At 65.8% G+C, this 16,722-nt stretch carries 18 protein-coding genes; 8 read left to right on the top strand and 10 right to left on the bottom strand.

The annotated features are described in order from the left end of the window. Positions 1-107: 107 nt before the first annotated feature. A complete protein-coding gene (locus AOP75_RS08720) occupies positions 108-890 on the bottom strand; it encodes an ABC transporter ATP-binding protein (RefSeq protein WP_062078615.1) in 783 nt (260 codons plus the stop codon). An 11-nt stretch (positions 891-901) separates the two neighbouring features. Next, complete coding sequence (gene glgA, locus AOP75_RS08715) at positions 902-2,104, bottom strand: glycogen synthase (RefSeq protein ID WP_062078613.1); 1,203 nt, start codon at positions 2,102-2,104, stop codon at positions 902-904. A 72-nt stretch (positions 2,105-2,176) separates the two neighbouring features. Between glgA and glgC the strand changes: the two genes are divergently transcribed. Then, on the top strand, positions 2,177-3,418 hold the full coding sequence (glgC, locus tag AOP75_RS08710) for a glucose-1-phosphate adenylyltransferase (protein ID WP_062078611.1): 1,242 nt from the start codon (positions 2,177-2,179) through the stop codon (positions 3,416-3,418). Then, positions 3,415-4,065 (top strand): phosphoserine phosphatase SerB, encoded by a 651-nt coding sequence (serB, locus tag AOP75_RS08705; RefSeq protein ID WP_062078609.1) that lies wholly within the window; start codon positions 3,415-3,417, stop codon positions 4,063-4,065. The genes glgC and serB overlap by 4 nt, the downstream gene beginning before the upstream one ends. 17 nt (positions 4,066-4,082) lie before the next feature. Here the strand turns inward: serB and AOP75_RS08700 are convergent, their stop codons facing one another. Genes AOP75_RS08700 through fabI form a run of 3 tightly spaced genes read right to left on the bottom strand, consistent with a single transcriptional unit; the run spans position 4,083 to position 5,933 of the window. Then, the gene (locus tag AOP75_RS08700; protein ID WP_062078607.1) at positions 4,083-4,637 is read right to left on the bottom strand and encodes a pyridoxamine 5'-phosphate oxidase family protein; all 555 of its coding nucleotides are present in this window, start codon (positions 4,635-4,637) and stop codon (positions 4,083-4,085) included. 20 nt (positions 4,638-4,657) lie between these two features. Continuing rightward, positions 4,658-5,164, bottom strand: coding sequence for a SixA phosphatase family protein (locus tag AOP75_RS08695; protein WP_062078605.1), 507 nt, complete (start codon positions 5,162-5,164; stop codon positions 4,658-4,660). Position 5,165: 1 nt separating this feature from the next. After that, entirely contained in the window at positions 5,166-5,933 is a 768-nt protein-coding gene (fabI, locus tag AOP75_RS08690) for an enoyl-ACP reductase FabI (protein ID WP_062078603.1), read from the bottom strand. 136 nt (positions 5,934-6,069) lie between these two features. On the opposite strand from fabI, the gene AOP75_RS08685 reads away from it, so the two are divergent. Next, complete coding sequence (locus AOP75_RS08685; RefSeq protein WP_062078601.1) at positions 6,070-7,392, top strand: uracil-xanthine permease family protein; 1,323 nt, start codon at positions 6,070-6,072, stop codon at positions 7,390-7,392. A gap of 78 nt (positions 7,393-7,470) precedes the next feature. Here AOP75_RS08685 and fabG read toward each other — a convergent pair whose 3' ends face one another. Further along, positions 7,471-8,175: a 3-oxoacyl-ACP reductase FabG gene (gene fabG, locus AOP75_RS08680; RefSeq protein WP_236683130.1), complete on the bottom strand. Its 705-nt coding sequence runs from the start codon at positions 8,173-8,175 to the stop codon at positions 7,471-7,473. On the opposite strand from fabG, the gene AOP75_RS08675 reads away from it, so the two are divergent. Then, on the top strand, positions 8,174-9,175 hold the full coding sequence (locus AOP75_RS08675) for an SURF1 family protein (RefSeq protein WP_161794561.1): 1,002 nt from the start codon (positions 8,174-8,176) through the stop codon (positions 9,173-9,175). The two genes, fabG and AOP75_RS08675, sit on opposite strands and share 2 nt — an antisense overlap. 13 nt (positions 9,176-9,188) lie before the next feature. On the opposite strand, the gene abc-f is transcribed toward AOP75_RS08675, so the two are convergent. Next, on the bottom strand, positions 9,189-10,787 hold the full coding sequence (abc-f, locus tag AOP75_RS08670) for a ribosomal protection-like ABC-F family protein (RefSeq protein WP_062078595.1): 1,599 nt from the start codon (positions 10,785-10,787) through the stop codon (positions 9,189-9,191). 132 nt (positions 10,788-10,919) lie between these two features. Here abc-f and AOP75_RS08665 point away from each other — a divergent pair, with 132 nt between their 5' ends. From AOP75_RS08665 to AOP75_RS08650, 4 genes are all read left to right on the top strand, one after another. After that, on the top strand, positions 10,920-11,531 hold the full coding sequence (locus AOP75_RS08665) for a biotin transporter BioY (protein ID WP_062078593.1): 612 nt from the start codon (positions 10,920-10,922) through the stop codon (positions 11,529-11,531). 9 nt (positions 11,532-11,540) lie between these two features. Then, positions 11,541-12,248, top strand: coding sequence for an energy-coupling factor ABC transporter ATP-binding protein (locus tag AOP75_RS08660; RefSeq protein ID WP_062078591.1), 708 nt, complete (start codon positions 11,541-11,543; stop codon positions 12,246-12,248). After that, positions 12,245-13,075 (top strand): energy-coupling factor transporter transmembrane component T family protein, encoded by an 831-nt coding sequence (locus tag AOP75_RS08655; protein ID WP_062078589.1) that lies wholly within the window; start codon positions 12,245-12,247, stop codon positions 13,073-13,075. Before AOP75_RS08660 ends, AOP75_RS08655 begins: the two co-directional genes overlap by 4 nt. A 66-nt stretch (positions 13,076-13,141) precedes the next feature. Further along, entirely contained in the window at positions 13,142-14,590 is a 1,449-nt protein-coding gene (locus AOP75_RS08650) for a basic amino acid/polyamine antiporter (RefSeq protein ID WP_083966862.1), read from the top strand. 64 nt (positions 14,591-14,654) lie between these two features. Here the strand turns inward: AOP75_RS08650 and AOP75_RS08645 are convergent, their stop codons facing one another. The 3 genes from AOP75_RS08645 to AOP75_RS08635 are packed head-to-tail and all read right to left on the bottom strand — an operon-like array spanning position 14,655 to position 16,710. Next, a complete protein-coding gene (locus AOP75_RS08645) occupies positions 14,655-14,981 on the bottom strand; it encodes a metal-sulfur cluster assembly factor (RefSeq protein ID WP_062078587.1) in 327 nt (108 codons plus the stop codon). Beyond that, positions 14,978-15,439, bottom strand: coding sequence for a Fe-S cluster assembly sulfur transfer protein SufU (gene sufU, locus AOP75_RS08640; RefSeq protein ID WP_083966861.1), 462 nt, complete (start codon positions 15,437-15,439; stop codon positions 14,978-14,980). Before sufU ends, AOP75_RS08645 begins: the two co-directional genes overlap by 4 nt. Then, positions 15,436-16,710 (bottom strand): aminotransferase class V-fold PLP-dependent enzyme, encoded by a 1,275-nt coding sequence (locus AOP75_RS08635; RefSeq protein WP_062078583.1) that lies wholly within the window; start codon positions 16,708-16,710, stop codon positions 15,436-15,438. The genes sufU and AOP75_RS08635 overlap by 4 nt, the downstream gene beginning before the upstream one ends. Between the last annotated feature and the right edge of the window lie 12 nt (positions 16,711-16,722).

Here is a 16,722-nt window from a genome sequence, read left to right as displayed (position 1 = left end):
GCTCAGGCGGCGGCATCGGCCGCGAGGACGACCTTGTCAGTCCTTGAGGTGGAGGTGAACAGACCTGGGCGACCAGGGCCGATGCCCGGGGCACACTCGCTTGCGCGTCACGCTTTGCGGGCGGTCCAGCGTCCCTGGTGGGCGTGCAACGCGACAGGCATGTCGTACGCCTGAGAGAGGTTCGCTGACGTCACGGTCTGGTGCAGGGGGCCCTGGGCGATGACACGGCCCTCGCGCAGCAAGAGCGCGTGAGTGAAGTTGGGCGGAATCTCCTCGACGTGGTGAGTGACCATAATCATGGCCGGCGAACGGCGGTCACCGGCCAGTTCAGACAGTGCGGCCAGCAGTTCCTCACGTCCGCCCAGGTCAAGGCCTGCGGCAGGCTCATCGAGGATCAGCAGTTCGGGGTCCGTCATCAGCGCACGCGCGATCTGCACACGCTTGCGCTCGCCTTCCGACAGCGTCCAGAAGGCGCGCTCAGTGAAGCTCTGCATGCCAAAGGCCGCGAGCAGATTCTCTGCCCTGGTCTCGTCGACCTGCTCGTACTCTTCGCGCCAGCGGCCGGTCACACCGTACGCAGCGGTCATCACGACGTCGCGCACGGTCTCGTCGTCCGGGATGCGGTCCGCGAGCGCTGCCGACGTGAGCCCCACCCGGGTACGCAAGTCTTGCGTGTCAGTGTGGCCGAGCGTCTCGCCCAAGACCTGGACAGTCCCCTCGCTCGGGTGCATGCGCGCCGAGGCGAGATTGGTCAGCGTAGTCTTGCCAGCGCCGTTTGGCCCCAGCACCACCCACCGTTCCGAGGAGTCGACACTCCAGTCGATGTCGCGCAGGATCGGGTTGTCGCCTCGCCGCAACTGAACGCCCGTGAATGTCAGCACCTCGGTCATGATTGCCCAGCCTATCCGAGGATGTCTTTGTACAGGGCCGCGGTGCGTTCCCCGATCGTCTCCCATGAGAAGTGCTCGGCGGCACGCTGCCTCCCGGCAGCTCCCCATGCCTTCGCACGGTCCAGGTCGGACACCACGTCCGTGAGCGCGGCGGCGAGATCTGCGATGAAGGCGTCGGGGTCCGTGGGCGTGCCGGTGCCGTCGCTCACCTGGTCAATCGGCACCAGGATTCCCGTCTCGCCGTCGACGACGACCTCAGGGATACCTCCCGTGGCGGTCGCGACGACCGGAAGTCCCACCGCCATGGCCTCGAGGTTCACGATGCCCAGCGGCTCGTAGACGCTCGGGCACACGAAGGCGGTGCACGCGTCGAGGACAGCGACCAGCTCGGGGCGCGGCAAGTGCTTGTCGATCCAGATCACGCCGTCGCGACGCTCCTGGAGCGAGGCCACGAGGCCACTGACCTCGGCGGCGATCTCCTTGGTGTCGGGTGCACCAGCGCACAGCACCACCTGCACCTCTGGCGGCAGGTCCTCAACAGCACGAAGGAAGAACGGCAGGCCCTTCTGGCGAGTGATGCGTCCCACGAAGACGATTGCGGGGCGCTCGGGGTCGATCCCCCACTCGGCGACCACGGCATCGGCCGCAGCACGCTCGTCGTCCGTGGCTGGTGCCGCCCACGCGTCCACGTCGATGCCGTTGTGGATGACGTGAACCTTGTCGGGGTCGATGTCGGGGTACGACCGCAGGACGTCGTCCCGCATCCCGCCGGACACAGCGATGATGGCGTCGGCGCCCTCGTACGCGGTGCGCTCGATCCACGACGACACCCGGTAGCCACCGCCGAGCTGCTCCGCCTTCCATGGACGCAGCGGCTCAAGCGAGTGGGCGCTAATGATGTGCGGGATGCCATGCAGCTTCGCGGCAATGTGCCCTGCCATGTTGGCGTACCAGGTGTGCGAGTGCACGAGGTCGGCGCCTTCGCAGTCCTTGGCCATGGGCAGGTTGTGGGCCAGAACGTCCAGCGACGCGTCTCCCACGCCACCGCCCAGCGGGTCGTAGCCCGTCACCCCCTGGTCCTCACGCGGACCATCGAAAGCCCTGACCTCCACATCCATGTGCTCTCGCAGGACGGCGGCCAACTCGGTCACGTGCACGCCTGCGCCACCGTAGATGTGGGGTGGGTACTCGCGCGTAAGGATGTCTGCTCGCATGGGCCCACGCTATCGCCTTTACATCAGCGTGTGCCCTGTTCACACGCGCGTCGCGCCCCCTATGCTGAGGATATGCCCGCACCGAAAGTACTCGCGATCGTCCTCGCTGGAGGTGAGGGCAAGCGTCTGATGCCCCTCACCGCGGCCCGAGCCAAGCCCGCAGTTCCCTTCGGCGGAACGTACCGGCTCGTCGACTTTGCCTTGTCCAACCTGGTGAACTCGCGCTACCTGCACGTGGTGGTGCTCACCCAGTACAAGTCGCACTCGATGGACCGCCACATCGCCCGCACCTGGCGCATGTCGCCGCTCCTGGGCAACTACGTCGCTCCGGTGCCCGCCCAGCAGCGTCGCGGCAAGCATTGGTACCTCGGCAGCGCCGACGCGATTTATCAGACCGTCAACATCATCGAAGACGAGCAGCCAGACATCGTCGTGATCGTGGGCGCCGACCACGTGTACCGCATGGACTTCTCCCAGATGGTCGACTCGCACATCGCCTCCGGCGCAGAGTTCACCGTCGCCGGCATCCGCCAGCCCATCGAACTCGCGGATCAGTTCGGCGTGATCGATATCGACAAGGACAACCCCGGCCGGATTCGAGCCTTCCTCGAGAAGCCAGAGAATCCCGAGGGTCTGCCCGACTCCCCCGGTGAGGTTCTCGCCTCCATGGGCAACTACGTTGCCTCCGTTGAGCCGCTGCTCGAAGCGCTCAAGGCCGACGCCGAGTCCGCTTCCAGCAAGCACGACATGGGCGGCGACATTGTCCCCCACTTCGTCGACCGCGGCACCTGCGGGTTCTACGACTTTGTCGACAACGACGTGCCGGGATCCACCGATCGCGACCGCGACTATTGGCGCGACGTGGGTACGCTCGACTCGTATTACGAGGCCCACATGGACCTCATCGCGGTGCAGCCCATCTTCAACGTGTACAACCACCAGTGGCCGCTGCACCAGGGCCTCATCACCGAACCGCCCGCGAAGTTCATCCACTCTGAGGAGGGGCGCCTCGGACACGCCGCGGACTCGGTGGTCTCCCCTGGCGTGATCGTCTCCGGCGCCACCGTGACGGGCTCGGTCCTGTCGCCTGGCGTCCGCCTCCACTCGTGGTCAACGGTGTCCGATTCGGTGCTCCTGGACCACGTGGTCGTCAATCGCCACGCACAGGTGCACCGCGCCATCTTGGACAAGAACGTCACCGTGGAAGAGGGCGCCAGGGTCGGGATCGACCGCCAGTCCGACCTTGAGCGCGGCTTCACCGTCACCGAGTCCGGCATCACGGTTGTCCCCAAGGGCACGGTGGTCACCGGATGAGTGGACGTCTGATTGTTTTGGACGTCGACTCCACGCTCATCACCTCAGAAGTCATTGAACGCATTGCAGCGCGCGCAGGCACCGAGCCTGAAGTAGCCGCGGTGACTGAGGCGGCCATGCGCGGCGAGATTGACTTTGCTGAGTCGCTGCGACAGCGCGTCGCGACGCTCGCGGGAGTGCCCGATACCGTGTTTCGCGACGTGATCGACGAGGTCGAGTTCACGCCTGGCGCTGAGGAACTCATTTCCACGTTGCAGGAACGCGGGTGGACGGCGGCCCTGGTCTCTGGCGGGTTCGAGGAGATTGTCGCGGATCTCGCGTCGACCGTGAACATCGACCTCTTCCGCGCCAACCGCCTAGAAGTCATCGACGGAGCTCTGACGGGCCGAACCATTGGCCCAGTCATCGACAGGGCCGCGAAGGCGGCCGCTCTCCGTGAGTACTGCGCTCAGCTCGGACTGGATCCGGCCGATGCCGTGGCAGTTGGCGACGGAGCAAATGACCTGGACATGATGGCGGCAGCCGGGTTGGGAATCGCCTTTAACGCCAAGCCCGTCGTACAGGAGCAAGCCGACGCGGCCGTCAACGAGCCGTCACTCATGGCGGTCATCGACATCATCGACGCGCGGACTGCTCCGCGTCCGTGACCGACGGGTCGCAGCCTCTACCCGCGCTCATGCTCCTCAAGCGCGGGTAGTCCGTCCAGGCTTATGGCGTTTTTGCGGTCGCGATACTCGCGTAGTCCGTTGGGCCCCTTACCGCGAGCCCACCGGTCGAGCTGGTCTCGGTCGCTGCGGTAGTCCAAGAGTGGCACGGACATTCCACACGAATCACTGATGCGGTCGGCTGTGACGACAATGATCGCGCGAGCGCCGGGCTTGTCGGGAAAGTGAGCCGACATCGCGTCCCAGTCCGGTGTGGCCGGCGTGAGCACCTGTGCGGTGCCATGCACGCGCACAATCATCGGTGGGCCCTCGAACGCGCACCACATCACGGTGATGCGGTTCACCGATCGCACGTGTGCGATGGCCTCCGACCCTGAGCCAGTGAGGTCCAGGTAGGCAACGCGACGGTCATCGAGCACGACGAGAGTGCCGACGCCGCCCTTGGGTGACACGTTGACCAAGCCGTCGGCGGCCGCCGTCGCAACAAAGAACATCGGCTGGCGACGAATAAAGTCACCGATGAATCCCTCAAGCGTGTGGTGCTCGGTGGACATGTGACCGCCCGCTGTGGTGTTTAGTCGACGTCGCGGCCGGAGATCACCTGGGTGAGCGTCGCGGTGCGCGATCCAAGGTCAGCCCACGGCCCCTCGAAGGTGAGGACCGCCGCGGTGCCGGTGCTCAGGCCGTGCGCGACTGACTTCAGAGCGTCGGTGTCGGACTCGTCGGCGGCGAGGTATGCGGCGGCTGCCGAAGAGGTGGGCTCGTGTCCCACGACAACCACCGTGTCCTCATCGCCGAGCTCATGCAGAACCTCGAGCAGCCCGTCGACGTGCGTCTCATAGAGATCGTCGACCGTGCGCAGTTCGCAGCCATCAAACGAGGACGCCATCAGGCTCCACGTCTGCTGGGTGCGGTTCGAGGGCGACACGAGTGCGAGCGTGGGGGTGAACCCCGCGGCAGCGATCTCCTCGCCGAGGTGGGCGGACGCCTTGCGGCCGATCAGCGCCAACGGGCGGTCCATATCTTGCAGTCCTGCAGGGCGCTCCGCCTTGGCGTGGCGCGCGAGAATCAACGTCGGCATATCACTGTCCCATCGCGTGCACGCCTCCGTCGACGTGCACCATTTCGCCGGTGGTGGCGGGGAACCAGTCGCTCAAGAGCGCGGTCACCGCCTTCGCCGTCGGCTCGGTTGCGGCGGAGTCCCAGCCCAGCGGTGCACGCTCAGACCAGGTCCCCTCCATCTGTTCGAATCCGGGGATGTTCTTTGCCGCCGTGGTCTTGATAGGCCCGGCGGACACCATGTTGCAGCGGATGCCCTGCGGACCGAGGTCGCGGGCGAGGTAACGGCTCGTGGACTCGAGTGCAGCCTTGGCCACGCCCATCCAGTCGTACACGGGCCAGGCAACGGTGGCGTCGAAGGTCAGACCGACGATCGAGCCTCCGTGAGGCATGAGTGGCTGCGTTGCTTCCGCCAGAGCCTTGAGCGAGTACGCAGAGATGTGCATCGCAGTCGCGACGTCTTCCCACTGCCCGCTCATGAAGTTGCCGCCCATGACGGTCTGGGGCGCGAAGCCGATGGAATGCACCACCCCATCCAGGTGAGGAACGTGCTCACGCACGGCATCGGCCAAGGAGCCCAACTGCTCCGGGTCCGTCACGTCGAGGGGCACTACCTGTGCCTCGACGGGAAGGCGACGACCCATGGCCTGTGTGATCTTCAGCGTGCGACCCACGCCCGTGAGCACCACGGTTGCGCCCTGCTCCTGGCACAGGCGCGCGACATCGAAGGCAATCGAGCCCTCGGTCAGCACTCCGGTGACGAGGATGTTCTTTCCGTCAAGAATTCCCATGTATTCGTTTCCTCCTGACCGGAAGCCTAGCGGTCTTGACTCCGGCTCGCGGTACGCCGCGTGGGGCGGGTGCAGCGAGGGCCGCTAGATTGTGCTCAACCCCCGCAGACCCTGCTGGATCATTCAAGGAGAAACGATGGCATTGATGAGTTGGACGCTTCACGGTGATGGGCGTTCTGTCGCACCGAATTCGGCCGTGGGACCGGGGGAACGACTCACCTGGCCGCGCACCATCGGCATTGGCGCGCAGCACGTCCTGGCAATGTTTGGCTCCACGTTCGTGGTGCCCACCATCACTGGCTTTCCCCCATCCACCACGTTGTTCTTTTCCGCGGTCGGCACCGTGTTGTTCCTCATCATCACGGGCAACAAGTTGCCGTCGTACCTCGGCTCGAGCTTCGCGTTCTTGGCGCCGATCACGGCCGCGACTGGCGCGCACTCGATGGGGGTGGCGCTCGGCGGTCTGGTGATGACGGGCCTCCTGCTTGCCGTGGTGGGCGTGGTGGTCCACGTGGCGGGTACGCGCTGGATCGAGCTCACGATGCCGCCGGTGGTCACCGGCGCCATCGTGATGCTGATTGGCCTCAACCTGGCGCCCGCCGCGTGGGGCATGGTGCAGGCCTCCCTGAGTTCCGCGCTCGTCTCCGCCCTCGCAGTGATCGTCATCACGGTGCTCTTCAAGGGTGTCCTCGGGCGACTGTCGATCCTGCTGGGCACCGTGGTGGGATGCGCCGTCGCGGCCCTCAACGGCGAATACAACCTTGACAAGGTCAAGGACGCTGCATGGCTGGGCCTGCCCGACTTCACCGCTCCGCAGTTCGACATCTCCGTCATCATCATGTTCCTGCCGGTGCTCTTTGTGCTGATTGCCGAGAACATTGGCCACGTGAAGTCTGTGGCCGCGATGACTGGCGACGACCTCGATCCGCTGACGGGTCGCGCGCTCCTGGCCGACGGCGTCGCCACGGCCGTCGCGGGCGCCGGCGGCGGATCTGGCACCACCACCTACGCCGAGAACATTGGCGTCATGGCGGCCACACGCGTGTACTCGACGGCGGCCTACTGGATTGCCGCGGGCTTCGCACTGCTGTTGAGCCTGTCGCCCAAGTTTGGCGAACTCATCGCGGCCACGCCTCAGGGAGTGCTGGGTGGCCTCGCGACAGTGCTGTTCGGCATGATCGCGGTGCTCGGCGCTCGCATTTGGGGCCAGGGCAAGGTGGACTTTGGCAACCCGGTCAACCTCATGCCGGTGGGCATCGCTCTGATCGTTGGCGCTGCGAATTACACGTGGACCGTGGGCGACCTGGCGTTCGAAGGCATTGTCCTCGGGACGGCAGCCGCCCTGATTTCGTACCACCTCATGGCTGCGATCACCCGCTGGCGCAATGCCGACAACGCGGTCGCCTCCCCCGCCTTCGTTGAAGGCGATGAGGACCGCGAACTTTCGCAGGGGTCGTAACCCCACAAAGAACGTGAGGAGGGCCGATGCGGTGATCACCGCATCGGCCCTCCTCACGTTGCGGCGGCAACAGCTGGACTAGTGCCCCATGCCGAGCCCGCCGTCTACCGGCAGAACCGCGCCTGAGACATACCCGGCCGCGTCAGACGCAAGGTACAGGGCCGCGGCGGCGACGTCGTCCGTGTTGCCGAACCGCTTGGCGGGGATTGTCGCCTCGTACTGCTTCTTGGTGTCCTCAGGCAGTTCATCCGTCATGTCGGTCGTGATGAAACCCGGCGCGATGACGTTGGCAGTGATGCCGCGGCTGCCAATCTCGCGAGTGATGGAGCGCGCCATCCCCACCAGGGCGGACTTCGACGACGAGTAGTTGACCTGACCTGGGTTGCCCATCAAGCCCACCACTGACCCCACCAAAATGATGCGTCCAAAGCGCTGGCGCAGCATCGAGTTTGAGGCGCGCCGCACGCACCGGAAGGTGCCGGCAAGGTTGACGTCCAGGACCGACGTGAAGTCGTCGTCGGACATCCGCATCAGCAGCCCGTCCTTCGTGATGCCAGCATTGGCCACGAGGATCTCGACGCGTCCGTGCCGTGCCTCGAGAGCGTCGAACGCGGCGTTCACGCCGTCCGTGTCCGTGATGTCCGCGATTTCACCGTCGACCCCATCAGGGAGGTCACCACTGCGGTGAATCGAAGAGACGGTGTAGCCGGCGGCCACAAAGGACTGAGCAATCGAGCGACCGATGCCGCGGTTGGCTCCAGTAACGAGGACGTGTCGTGTCATGGGTGCCACCGTACCGAATGAGTCCATCCACGCCGCACAGCGCGACTACGATCGCATGGTGATCTTCCGTGGCCTGTCCCCCATTCGCGTGTGCATCACGCTCGGGATTGCGCTCGCCATCAGTGGGGTTGCGATTGTGCTCGGCGATTGGCAGCACGGCCGGCACGAGGTCAAGACTGAAGCGCGCGATGCGTACGAAGTCGCCCGGCACGAGCCGGTCGCTCCCATAGGAGACGTGATCCCTGCAGGCGCCAACGATCTTCCGCCTGATGCCGAATGGCGCACGGTCACGGTCGAGGGCGTGTTTGACCCCGCGACGGCCACGGTACTGCGCGGTCGTCCCATTGACTCGACTCCCGCGTGGCAGTACCTGGCATGGCTTGACACGACGGACGGCCAGTCGGTCTTGGTCTCCGTGGGCTGGATTCCCCAACCCGGCCCGCTCGACGACCCTGCCATGCCCGTCTACACGGACAGCCCGGTCACCGTGACCGGCGTCGTCCGCGCGTGGGAGGACGACGACGGCAAGCGCGCCGATGACTCGGTCTCCCGCATCACACCCGCACAACTTGGCGAGCCTGCCGGAGACGTGGTTCCTGGCTACCTCATGATCCGCGACTACTGCGACGAGGACGGCTGCCGCGACACCGTGGTGGGCGAGCAGGTACCGCTACCCGAGCTGTCGTTGGGGCCGCACCTGGCGTATGCCTGGCAGTGGTGGGTCTTCGCCGCGCTCGCGCCACTCGGGGCCGTGCTGTTGCTGCGCCGCGACGCCGGCGAACTCGCGCGCACGCGCGCCGAAAACGAGCAGCTGCCGGCGGCGCCGGGCCCTCAGCCCTCAGCCCCCGCTGCAGTGTCCGCCCCTGCAACCGCGGCTACCAGGTCACGCACGACTGAGGCCCCTGCTCAGTCGCCCGGGGCATCGGCCCTGACCCGCGGCGCAGCCAAGCGGCGTCGTCGGCGGGGCCCCTCCGACGAGGAAATCGAGGACGCGCTCTAGCCGGACTGGCTGGCTACGCCAGGGTGATGAGATCCCGGTAGCTGTCGTTCCACAAGTCCTCGTCGGCGTCCGGTAGCAACAACACGCGCTCGGGTTCGAGGGCGTCCACTGCGCCTTCATCGTGAGTGACCAGCACCACGGCGCCCTCGTAAGTGCGCAGCGCCCCCAAAATTTCAGCGCGCGAAGCCGGGTCAAGGTTGTTGGTCGGCTCGTCCAGCAACAGGACGTTGGCTTGGCTCACCACGAGCGTCGCCAGCGCGAGGCGGGTCTTCTCGCCACCCGACAGCACCTTAGTGGGCTTGTCTGCGTCGTCCCCCGAGAACAGGAAGGACCCCAGCACCTTGCGCACCTCGGTGTCACCCAGGTCCGGGGCGGCATGGCGCATGTTCTCTGCCACCGTCGCATCCATGTCGAGCGTGTCGTGCTCCTGCGCGTAATAGCCCAGCTTGAGCCCGTGACCCGCTTCGACGACCCCGGTGTCGGGCTGCTCGGTCCCCGACAGCAGTCGCAAGAGGGTCGTCTTGCCCGCGCCGTTGAATCCGAGCACCACCACGCGGGAGCCCCTGTCGATCGCCAGGTCCACGTCCATGAACACTTCCAAGGAGCCATAGCTCTTGGACAGTCCATGGCCTCGCAGTGGCGTCTTGCCACATGGCGCCGGGGTCGGGAACCGCAGGGACGCAACCTTGTCAGTCACCCGCTCGGTCTCGGTGCCTTCGAGGAGCTTCTCCGCGCGCTTGATCATCTGTTGGGCGGCGACCGCCTTGGACGCCTTCGCGCGCATCTTCTCGGCCTGAGCCATGAGCGCGCCGGCCTTCTTCTCCGCGATGCGGCGCTCCGTGTGGCGACGCTTCTCGTCATCCTCACGCTGGCGCAAGTACAAGTCCCACCCCATCGCGTACTGGTCGAGGGCGCCGCGATTGGCGTCGAGGTAAAACACCTTCGTCACGACAGTGCGGACGAGGTCCACGTCGTGGCTGATCACGATCAAGCCGCCGGAGTACTGGCGAAGGAACTCGCGTAGCCACACGATGGAGTCGGCATCGAGGTGGTTCGTCGGCTCGTCCAGGAGCAAAGTCTCGGCATCGGAGAACAGGATTCGCGCGAGCTCGACACGCCGGCGCTGTCCGCCTGAGAGCGTGTGGAGCGGCTGACCGAGGATGCGCTCATCGAGACCGAGGTTCGAAGCAATGCGGTGTGCCTCCGACTCGGCCGCGTAGCCGCCCGCAGCCCGGAAGCGCTCCTCCAGCTTGGGGTAGCGCTCCATTGCCTTGATCGACGCCGCCTCATCGGCTCCCGCCATCGCCTCCTCAGCCTCACGCATTTTGGCGCTCACGCTCGCAAGGTCGCGAGCTTCCAGGATGCGATCCTTCGCGATCTGGTTCAGGTCACCGGAGCGGGGGTCCTGCGGAAGGTAGCCGACGCTGCCTTTGTGGGACACCGATCCACCCGACGGTTGGCCCTCGCCGGCCAGGATCCGGGTCATGGTGGTCTTGCCAGCACCATTGCGCCCCACGAGGCCAATGCGGTCGCCCGCGTTCACATGGAACGACGTGGGATGCAGGAGCACCCTGGCGCCGATGCGCATCTCGAGATTTTGCGCGCTAATCACTAAAAGACTCTCCGTCTGACGAGGTGGTTCGTGGGATTCCTACAACGATGTCACGCATGGGCCCCGAACGCCCATTCCGGGGCGAGGCCGCCCAGTAGCGTGAGCGCCGGTCCATTATCGCAAGGAGAACCCATGTCAGCGCGCCACGCCTTTTCAGGCATGAACATCGCACTCATCGCCGTGTTTGCGGCCTTCATCGCCGCCTCCACCCTGGTCCCGGAAGTCACCCTCGCGTTCGGCGTGCCGTTCTCGCTACAGACCCTGGCGGTGGTGCTGGCAGGGTTGGTGTTGGGGCCATGGCGAGGGGCGGCGGCTGTATGCGTCTATATCGCGGCCGGTTTTGCAGGCCTGCCGATCTTCGCGAACCTGTCGGCAGGGCTGGCTGTGCTCGCGGGCCCCACTGGCGGGTTCTTGCTCGGATTCATTCCCGCAGCGTTCCTCACCGGTTGGCTCGCCCGAGCCGCGCGCACCCGTACCCGCCTCAACGTCGGCGTTCTCTTCCTCGTTGGCCTGGTGTCAATCCCCGTCACCTATGCCATTGGCGTCCCGTGGCTGTCGGTCTACACCGGGCTGACCCTCGGACAGGCCACAGTCGCCATGGCGCCGTTCATGATTGGTGACGTCATCAAGGTGGCCGTGGCCGCCTCCCTGGCCGCGATCATCCACCGTGCATACCCCCGTCTCATGCCGGCTCCGGCCTCCCAGACGGCCTCAGTGGACGAGAAAGAGGCCGCGACCGCATAGCCTTGACGCATGATCGAGTTCAAGGGGGCGTCAGTCATTGCGCCCGACACGGGCGTGACGATCCTGCAGCCCACCACCCTGACGCTCACCGAGCGCCACATCAGCATTGTGGGCGCCAACGGCGGCGGCAAGTCAACGCTGGTGCGCCTCATCAACGGCCTCATTCCTCCCACGGAGGGCTCTGTGGAAGTCGATGGCATGGACGTCGCCAAGCACGGCGCGGAGGTGCGCCGGCGCGTAGGCTTCCTCTTCACCGACCCCTCCGCACAGCTCATCATGCCGACGGCCGTCGAGGACGTCATGTTGTCGTTGCGCCGCTCGATCAAAGACAAGACCCAGCGCACCAAGGCCGCGCTTGACGCGCTTGAGGAGATTGGCTTGGGCGACCGGGCCGATGTCTCGGTCAGTGCGCTCTCGGGCGGACAACGCCAGTTGCTCGCCATGGCAGGAGTGCTCGCCGTCACGCCGTCGGTGATCATCGCTGACGAGCCCACGACGCTGCTCGACCTTCGGTGGCGCGCACACGTGGGGGCGCTGCTGCGCTCGCTGCCGGTGCAACTCATCGAGTGCACGCACGACTTGGACTCCGCGTCCCGTGCGGAACGCACCCTGGTGGTCGACAACGGGCAGATTGCCTACGACGGCGCGCCCGCAGAGGCCATCCAGCGTTACCGTGACCTCATGTTCGGCCGCACCTCCAGGAGGGATCAGCAGTGATCTCGACGCTCGGCCTGTTCCGGCCGCGCGATACGCCGCTGCACAAGGCCCCGGCGTGGTTCAAGGTGACCCTGCTCGTCGTCACCACCATGGTGGTCCTCGTCTCCAGCGACGCGGTGACCTCCATCGGCATCATGTGTGCATCGCTCCTCCTGTTGGCGAGCACCATGCCACCGGCGAAGGTCACGGCGTTGACGCTCCTCGGCACGTTTGTGGTGGGCGCGTTGTCGTCGGCGCTGTTTATGTGGCGCGGCGACTGGTGGCGTGCGGCGGATGTGTGTGCGGACCTCATTGCGATTGTCTCGCTCGCCCTCGCCGTGTCGAGTTCGACGTCCATGGCGGCGATGCTCGACTTCGTCGCCACGCTCGCACGGCCCCTCAAGGCAATCTTGCCGCCGGACACCATTGGCTTGATGTTCGCCATCATGTTGCGCGCGTTGCCTGAGGTCGCGCAGATCTACGCCGAGTCCCGGCAAGCCGCCCGAGCACGAGGCTTGGACCGGTCACTGCGGGCCGTCATCTTCCCCACCACCACTCGCACGGTGGGCTTTGCACTCGACCTGGGCCAAGCGATACACGCGCGCGGCATTGGCGAGGAGTGGGACGCCACCGACGAGGTCCGTAGCAAGCGGGAGCAACGGCGGGCAAAGAAGGCTGCCAAGACTGCTCAACGCCTGCGTGGTCGCAGTGGCTCGGCCCCCAAGCGCACCACCGGCACCGTCGCTCCCCCGGCGGCCCCCGGCTCACGCACGACTGGAGCCGAGATGTCCCGCGAGGAAGCCTTTGACAAGCTCACCGCGCCGCGCCGCGATGCGACCGCGCCCTGAGGTATCCCGCCGCATGAGTGGCCCGCGGTCTAGGCTGACGCTACCGGCATGTTCCAGGGAGGTCGTATGAGCGGCGACGGCAACGGGACCAGCGGCGCTCCGGAGGCGCCCGCTGGCGGCGCCGGCGGGACCATGTCGGTTCCAGTCCTCACGGCGATGGTCGTCGGCACGATGGTCGGCGCCGGAGTCTATTCACTTCCCGGGCAGTTCGCAGACTCGACAGGGGTAGTAGGGGCGCTCATCGCGTGGGCAATCGCGGGTGGTGGCATGCTCGCCCTCGCTTTCGTATTCCAGCGCCTCGCCATCGCCCGGCCGGACCTCGACTCCGGCATCTTTGCGTACGCCCGCGCCGGCTTTGGCGACTACGTGGGCTTCTTCTCCGCCTTCGGATACTGGGTGAGCGCGTGCGTGGCCAACGTCACGTATTGGGTGCTGGTGGCGTCTACCGTTGGCGGCGTTGTTCCCGCCTTTGGCGACGGCGATACCGTGTGGGCACTCTTGCTCGGCACCGGCGGGATTTGGCTCTTTCACTTCATCATCCAAAAGGGCGTCACGGGCGCGACGATCATCAATGGCATCGCCACGCTCGCCAAGATGGTGCCGCTCGCGATCTTCGCGATCCTCCTCATTGGCGGGGGCTTCTCGTGGGACGTCTTTGTCGACAACCTCTGGGCGGATGATGCGCTCGGAAGCCTCTCCGACCAGGTGCGCTCCACCATGCTCGTCACGGTCTTTGTCTTCATCGGCATCGAAGGTGCCAGTGTCTATTCACGCTGGGCGAAGAAGCGCGAGGACATCGGCAAAGCGACCGTGTGGGGGTTCCTCACCGTGCTCGCCATTTTTGTCGCGGTCACGATGCTCAGCTACGGCGTGCTCCCACGCGAAGACATCGCTGCCCTGCGTCAGCCTTCCGTCGCGGGCGTGCTCGAGGCAGCAGTCGGTGCATGGGGAGCGTGGGTCATTGGGCTCGGCCTGCTGGTCTCGGTGCTCGGGGCCTACCTTGCGTGGTGTCTTTTGGCCGTCGAGTCGCTGTTCATGACCGCCAAGGATGGCGACGCTCCCCCGGTGCTCACCCACGTCAATCGACGGGACGTGCCTGTCCGTGCACTGTTGGTGACATCGCTCGTCACTCAGCTGTTTCTCGTCATCGCGTTCTTCGCGGAAAGTGCTTTTGATTTCTCGCTTGAACTGACGAGCGCGCTGGCGATTCTGCCGTACCTGCTCACCGCAGGCTTTGGACTCAAGCTGGCGTTGCGCGGTGGACGTGCCGCCACCGCAATTGCTGCGGCCACGATTGCTACCGTGTACGCCTTGTACCTCGTGTACGCCATGGGCCTGAAGTACGCCCTCCTCGCGCTCATCATCTACGCGCCCGCGAGCTTCATCTACGTGTGGTCCCGCAAGCAACGCGGTCGCACCGTCTTTACTCGTGCGGAAGCCGTGCTGTGCGTGCTCGCGTCCGTGGGCGCAGTGGTGGGCGTGTGGGCTCTCGCCACGGGCCACATCGCCCTCTAGCCCCAGCACGCACAGAAACGCGCCGGCACCCCGAAGGGAGCCGGCGCGTTACCGCGACATCTGATTAGACGTTGAATCCGAGAGCACGCAGCTGCTCACGGCCGTCGTCCGTGATCTTGTCAGGGCCCCACGGCGGCATCCACACCCAATTGATGCGGAATCCGTTCACGAGGCCTTCCAGCGCCTGGCCGGCCTGGTCCTCGATCACGTCGGTCAGGGGGCACGCCGCGGACGTGAGCGTCATATCGACGACAGCGTGCTGGTTCTCATCCAGCGCGACGCCGTACACGAGGCCAAGGTCGACCACGTTGATGCCCAGTTCCGGGTCAATGACGTCTCGCAACGCCTCTTCCACATCCGCCGCGTTCGGCGGGGTACTCGTTTCAGTCATGACTGGTCCTTTCGCGCCTGGATGATCGCGTCCTTGAACGCCATCCATCCCAGCATGGCGCACTTGATGCGCGCCGGGTACTTTCCCACTCCGACGAACGCGGTTGCGTCGCCGAGAATCTCTTCTTGGTCGTCATCGGGCGCCTCGCCCTTGGCCTGCATGAGGGCACGGAAGGCCTCCATCGTCGCCTCAGCGTCGGTGAGGTCTTGCCCTTCCACAAGTTCGTGGAGCACAGATACCGATGCCTGCGAAATTGAGCAGCCCTGGCCCTCCCACGTGACCGACGCCACGGTGTCGTGATCGAGGCCCACGCGGAGGCGAATCTCGTCGCCGCACGTGGTGTTGACCTGGTGCGACTCCCCTACCTGCACCAGGTCGAGGTCGACCAGACCGCGGCCATGTGCCTCGCGGGCGTGGTCCATGATGACCTGCTGATACATCTGTTCAAGACTGCTCATGAGGACACTCCGAAGAAAGCAGGGACGGTCGCCAACGCTTCGATGAACGCGCGGGCGTCGTCCTCGGTCGTGTACACGTGCGCGCTCGCACGGGTCGATCCCGTCACCCCAAACCGGCGGTGAAGAGGTTGGTTGCAGTGGTGGCCGACGCGCACGGCGATGCCTGCATCGTCGAGCACCTGGCCCACGTCGTGCGGGTGCACTCCGTCGACGACCACCGTCGCGAGTCCGATGACATCGCGCGCGTTCTCGTCGCCAATGGGCCCAAGCAGGCGCACACCCGGGATCTGGGCGACGCCTTCACGCATGATCGCAGCGATGTGGCGTTCGTGTGCCTCGACCTCTGCCATGCCCAGGCCACCGAGGTACCGCGCCGCGGCCCCCATCCCCACGATCTGGGCCACGGGCTGCGAGCCGGCTTCGAAGCGCATTGGCGCTTCTTGCCAGCTTGTCTCCTCCATGGTGACAACCTTCACCGCACCGCCGCCAAAGATCGACGGAGGGAGGGCATCAAGAAGTTCCTTGCGCCCGTAGAGAGCACCGATGCCTGTGGGGCCAAGCATTTTGTGGGCGCTCATCGCCATGAAGTCGATGTCGAGTGCGCGCACGTCCACGGGTAGGTGGGGCACGGACTGGCAGCCATCCAGCACGGTGAAGGCGCCCACGGCCTTGGCGCGCTCTACGAGCGTCTGCACCGGAGAGATGAGACCCGTCACATTCGACACGTGGGTGAAGGCGAGGACGCGGGTGCGCTCAGTGACCAGCTGGTCCAGGTCGTCGAGGATCATGCGACCCTCGTCGTCGACCGGGAGCCAGCGCAAGGTAGCGCCGGTGCGCGTCGCAAGTGCCTGCCACGGCACAAGGTTGGCGTGGTGCTCGGTCTCGGTCACGCAGATTTCGTCGCCAGGCCCCAGGCGGAACCTCGCCGACTCGTCGCCGCCGATGCCGGCCGACGCGTTGCCCATGCCACTGGCGACCAGGTTGATCGCAGCGGTGGCGTTTTCCGTCCAGACAATCTCCTCCGCCTGAGCGCCCACAAAGGCCGCGACGTCGGCACGCGCTCCCTCGAAGAGCTCCGTGGCTTCCTCGGCGAGCAAGTGCGCGCCACGCTGGACGGCAGCATTATGCGCCTCGTAGAAGTCACGTTCGGCGTCGAGCACCACGCGCGGCTTCTGCGCGGTCGCACCCGAGTCGAGGTACACGAGGGGCTTCCCGTTCCTGACCGTTCGGGTCAGAAGCGGGAAGTCCTCGCGCAAGTTGGCTGGCAACATGGAAAAGCCGAT

The organism is Demequina globuliformis, assembly GCF_000975155.1.
In the GTDB taxonomy this organism is placed as follows: domain Bacteria; phylum Actinomycetota; class Actinomycetes; order Actinomycetales; family Demequinaceae; genus Demequina; species Demequina globuliformis.
This window is presented reverse-complemented; position numbering and strand designations above follow the sequence as displayed.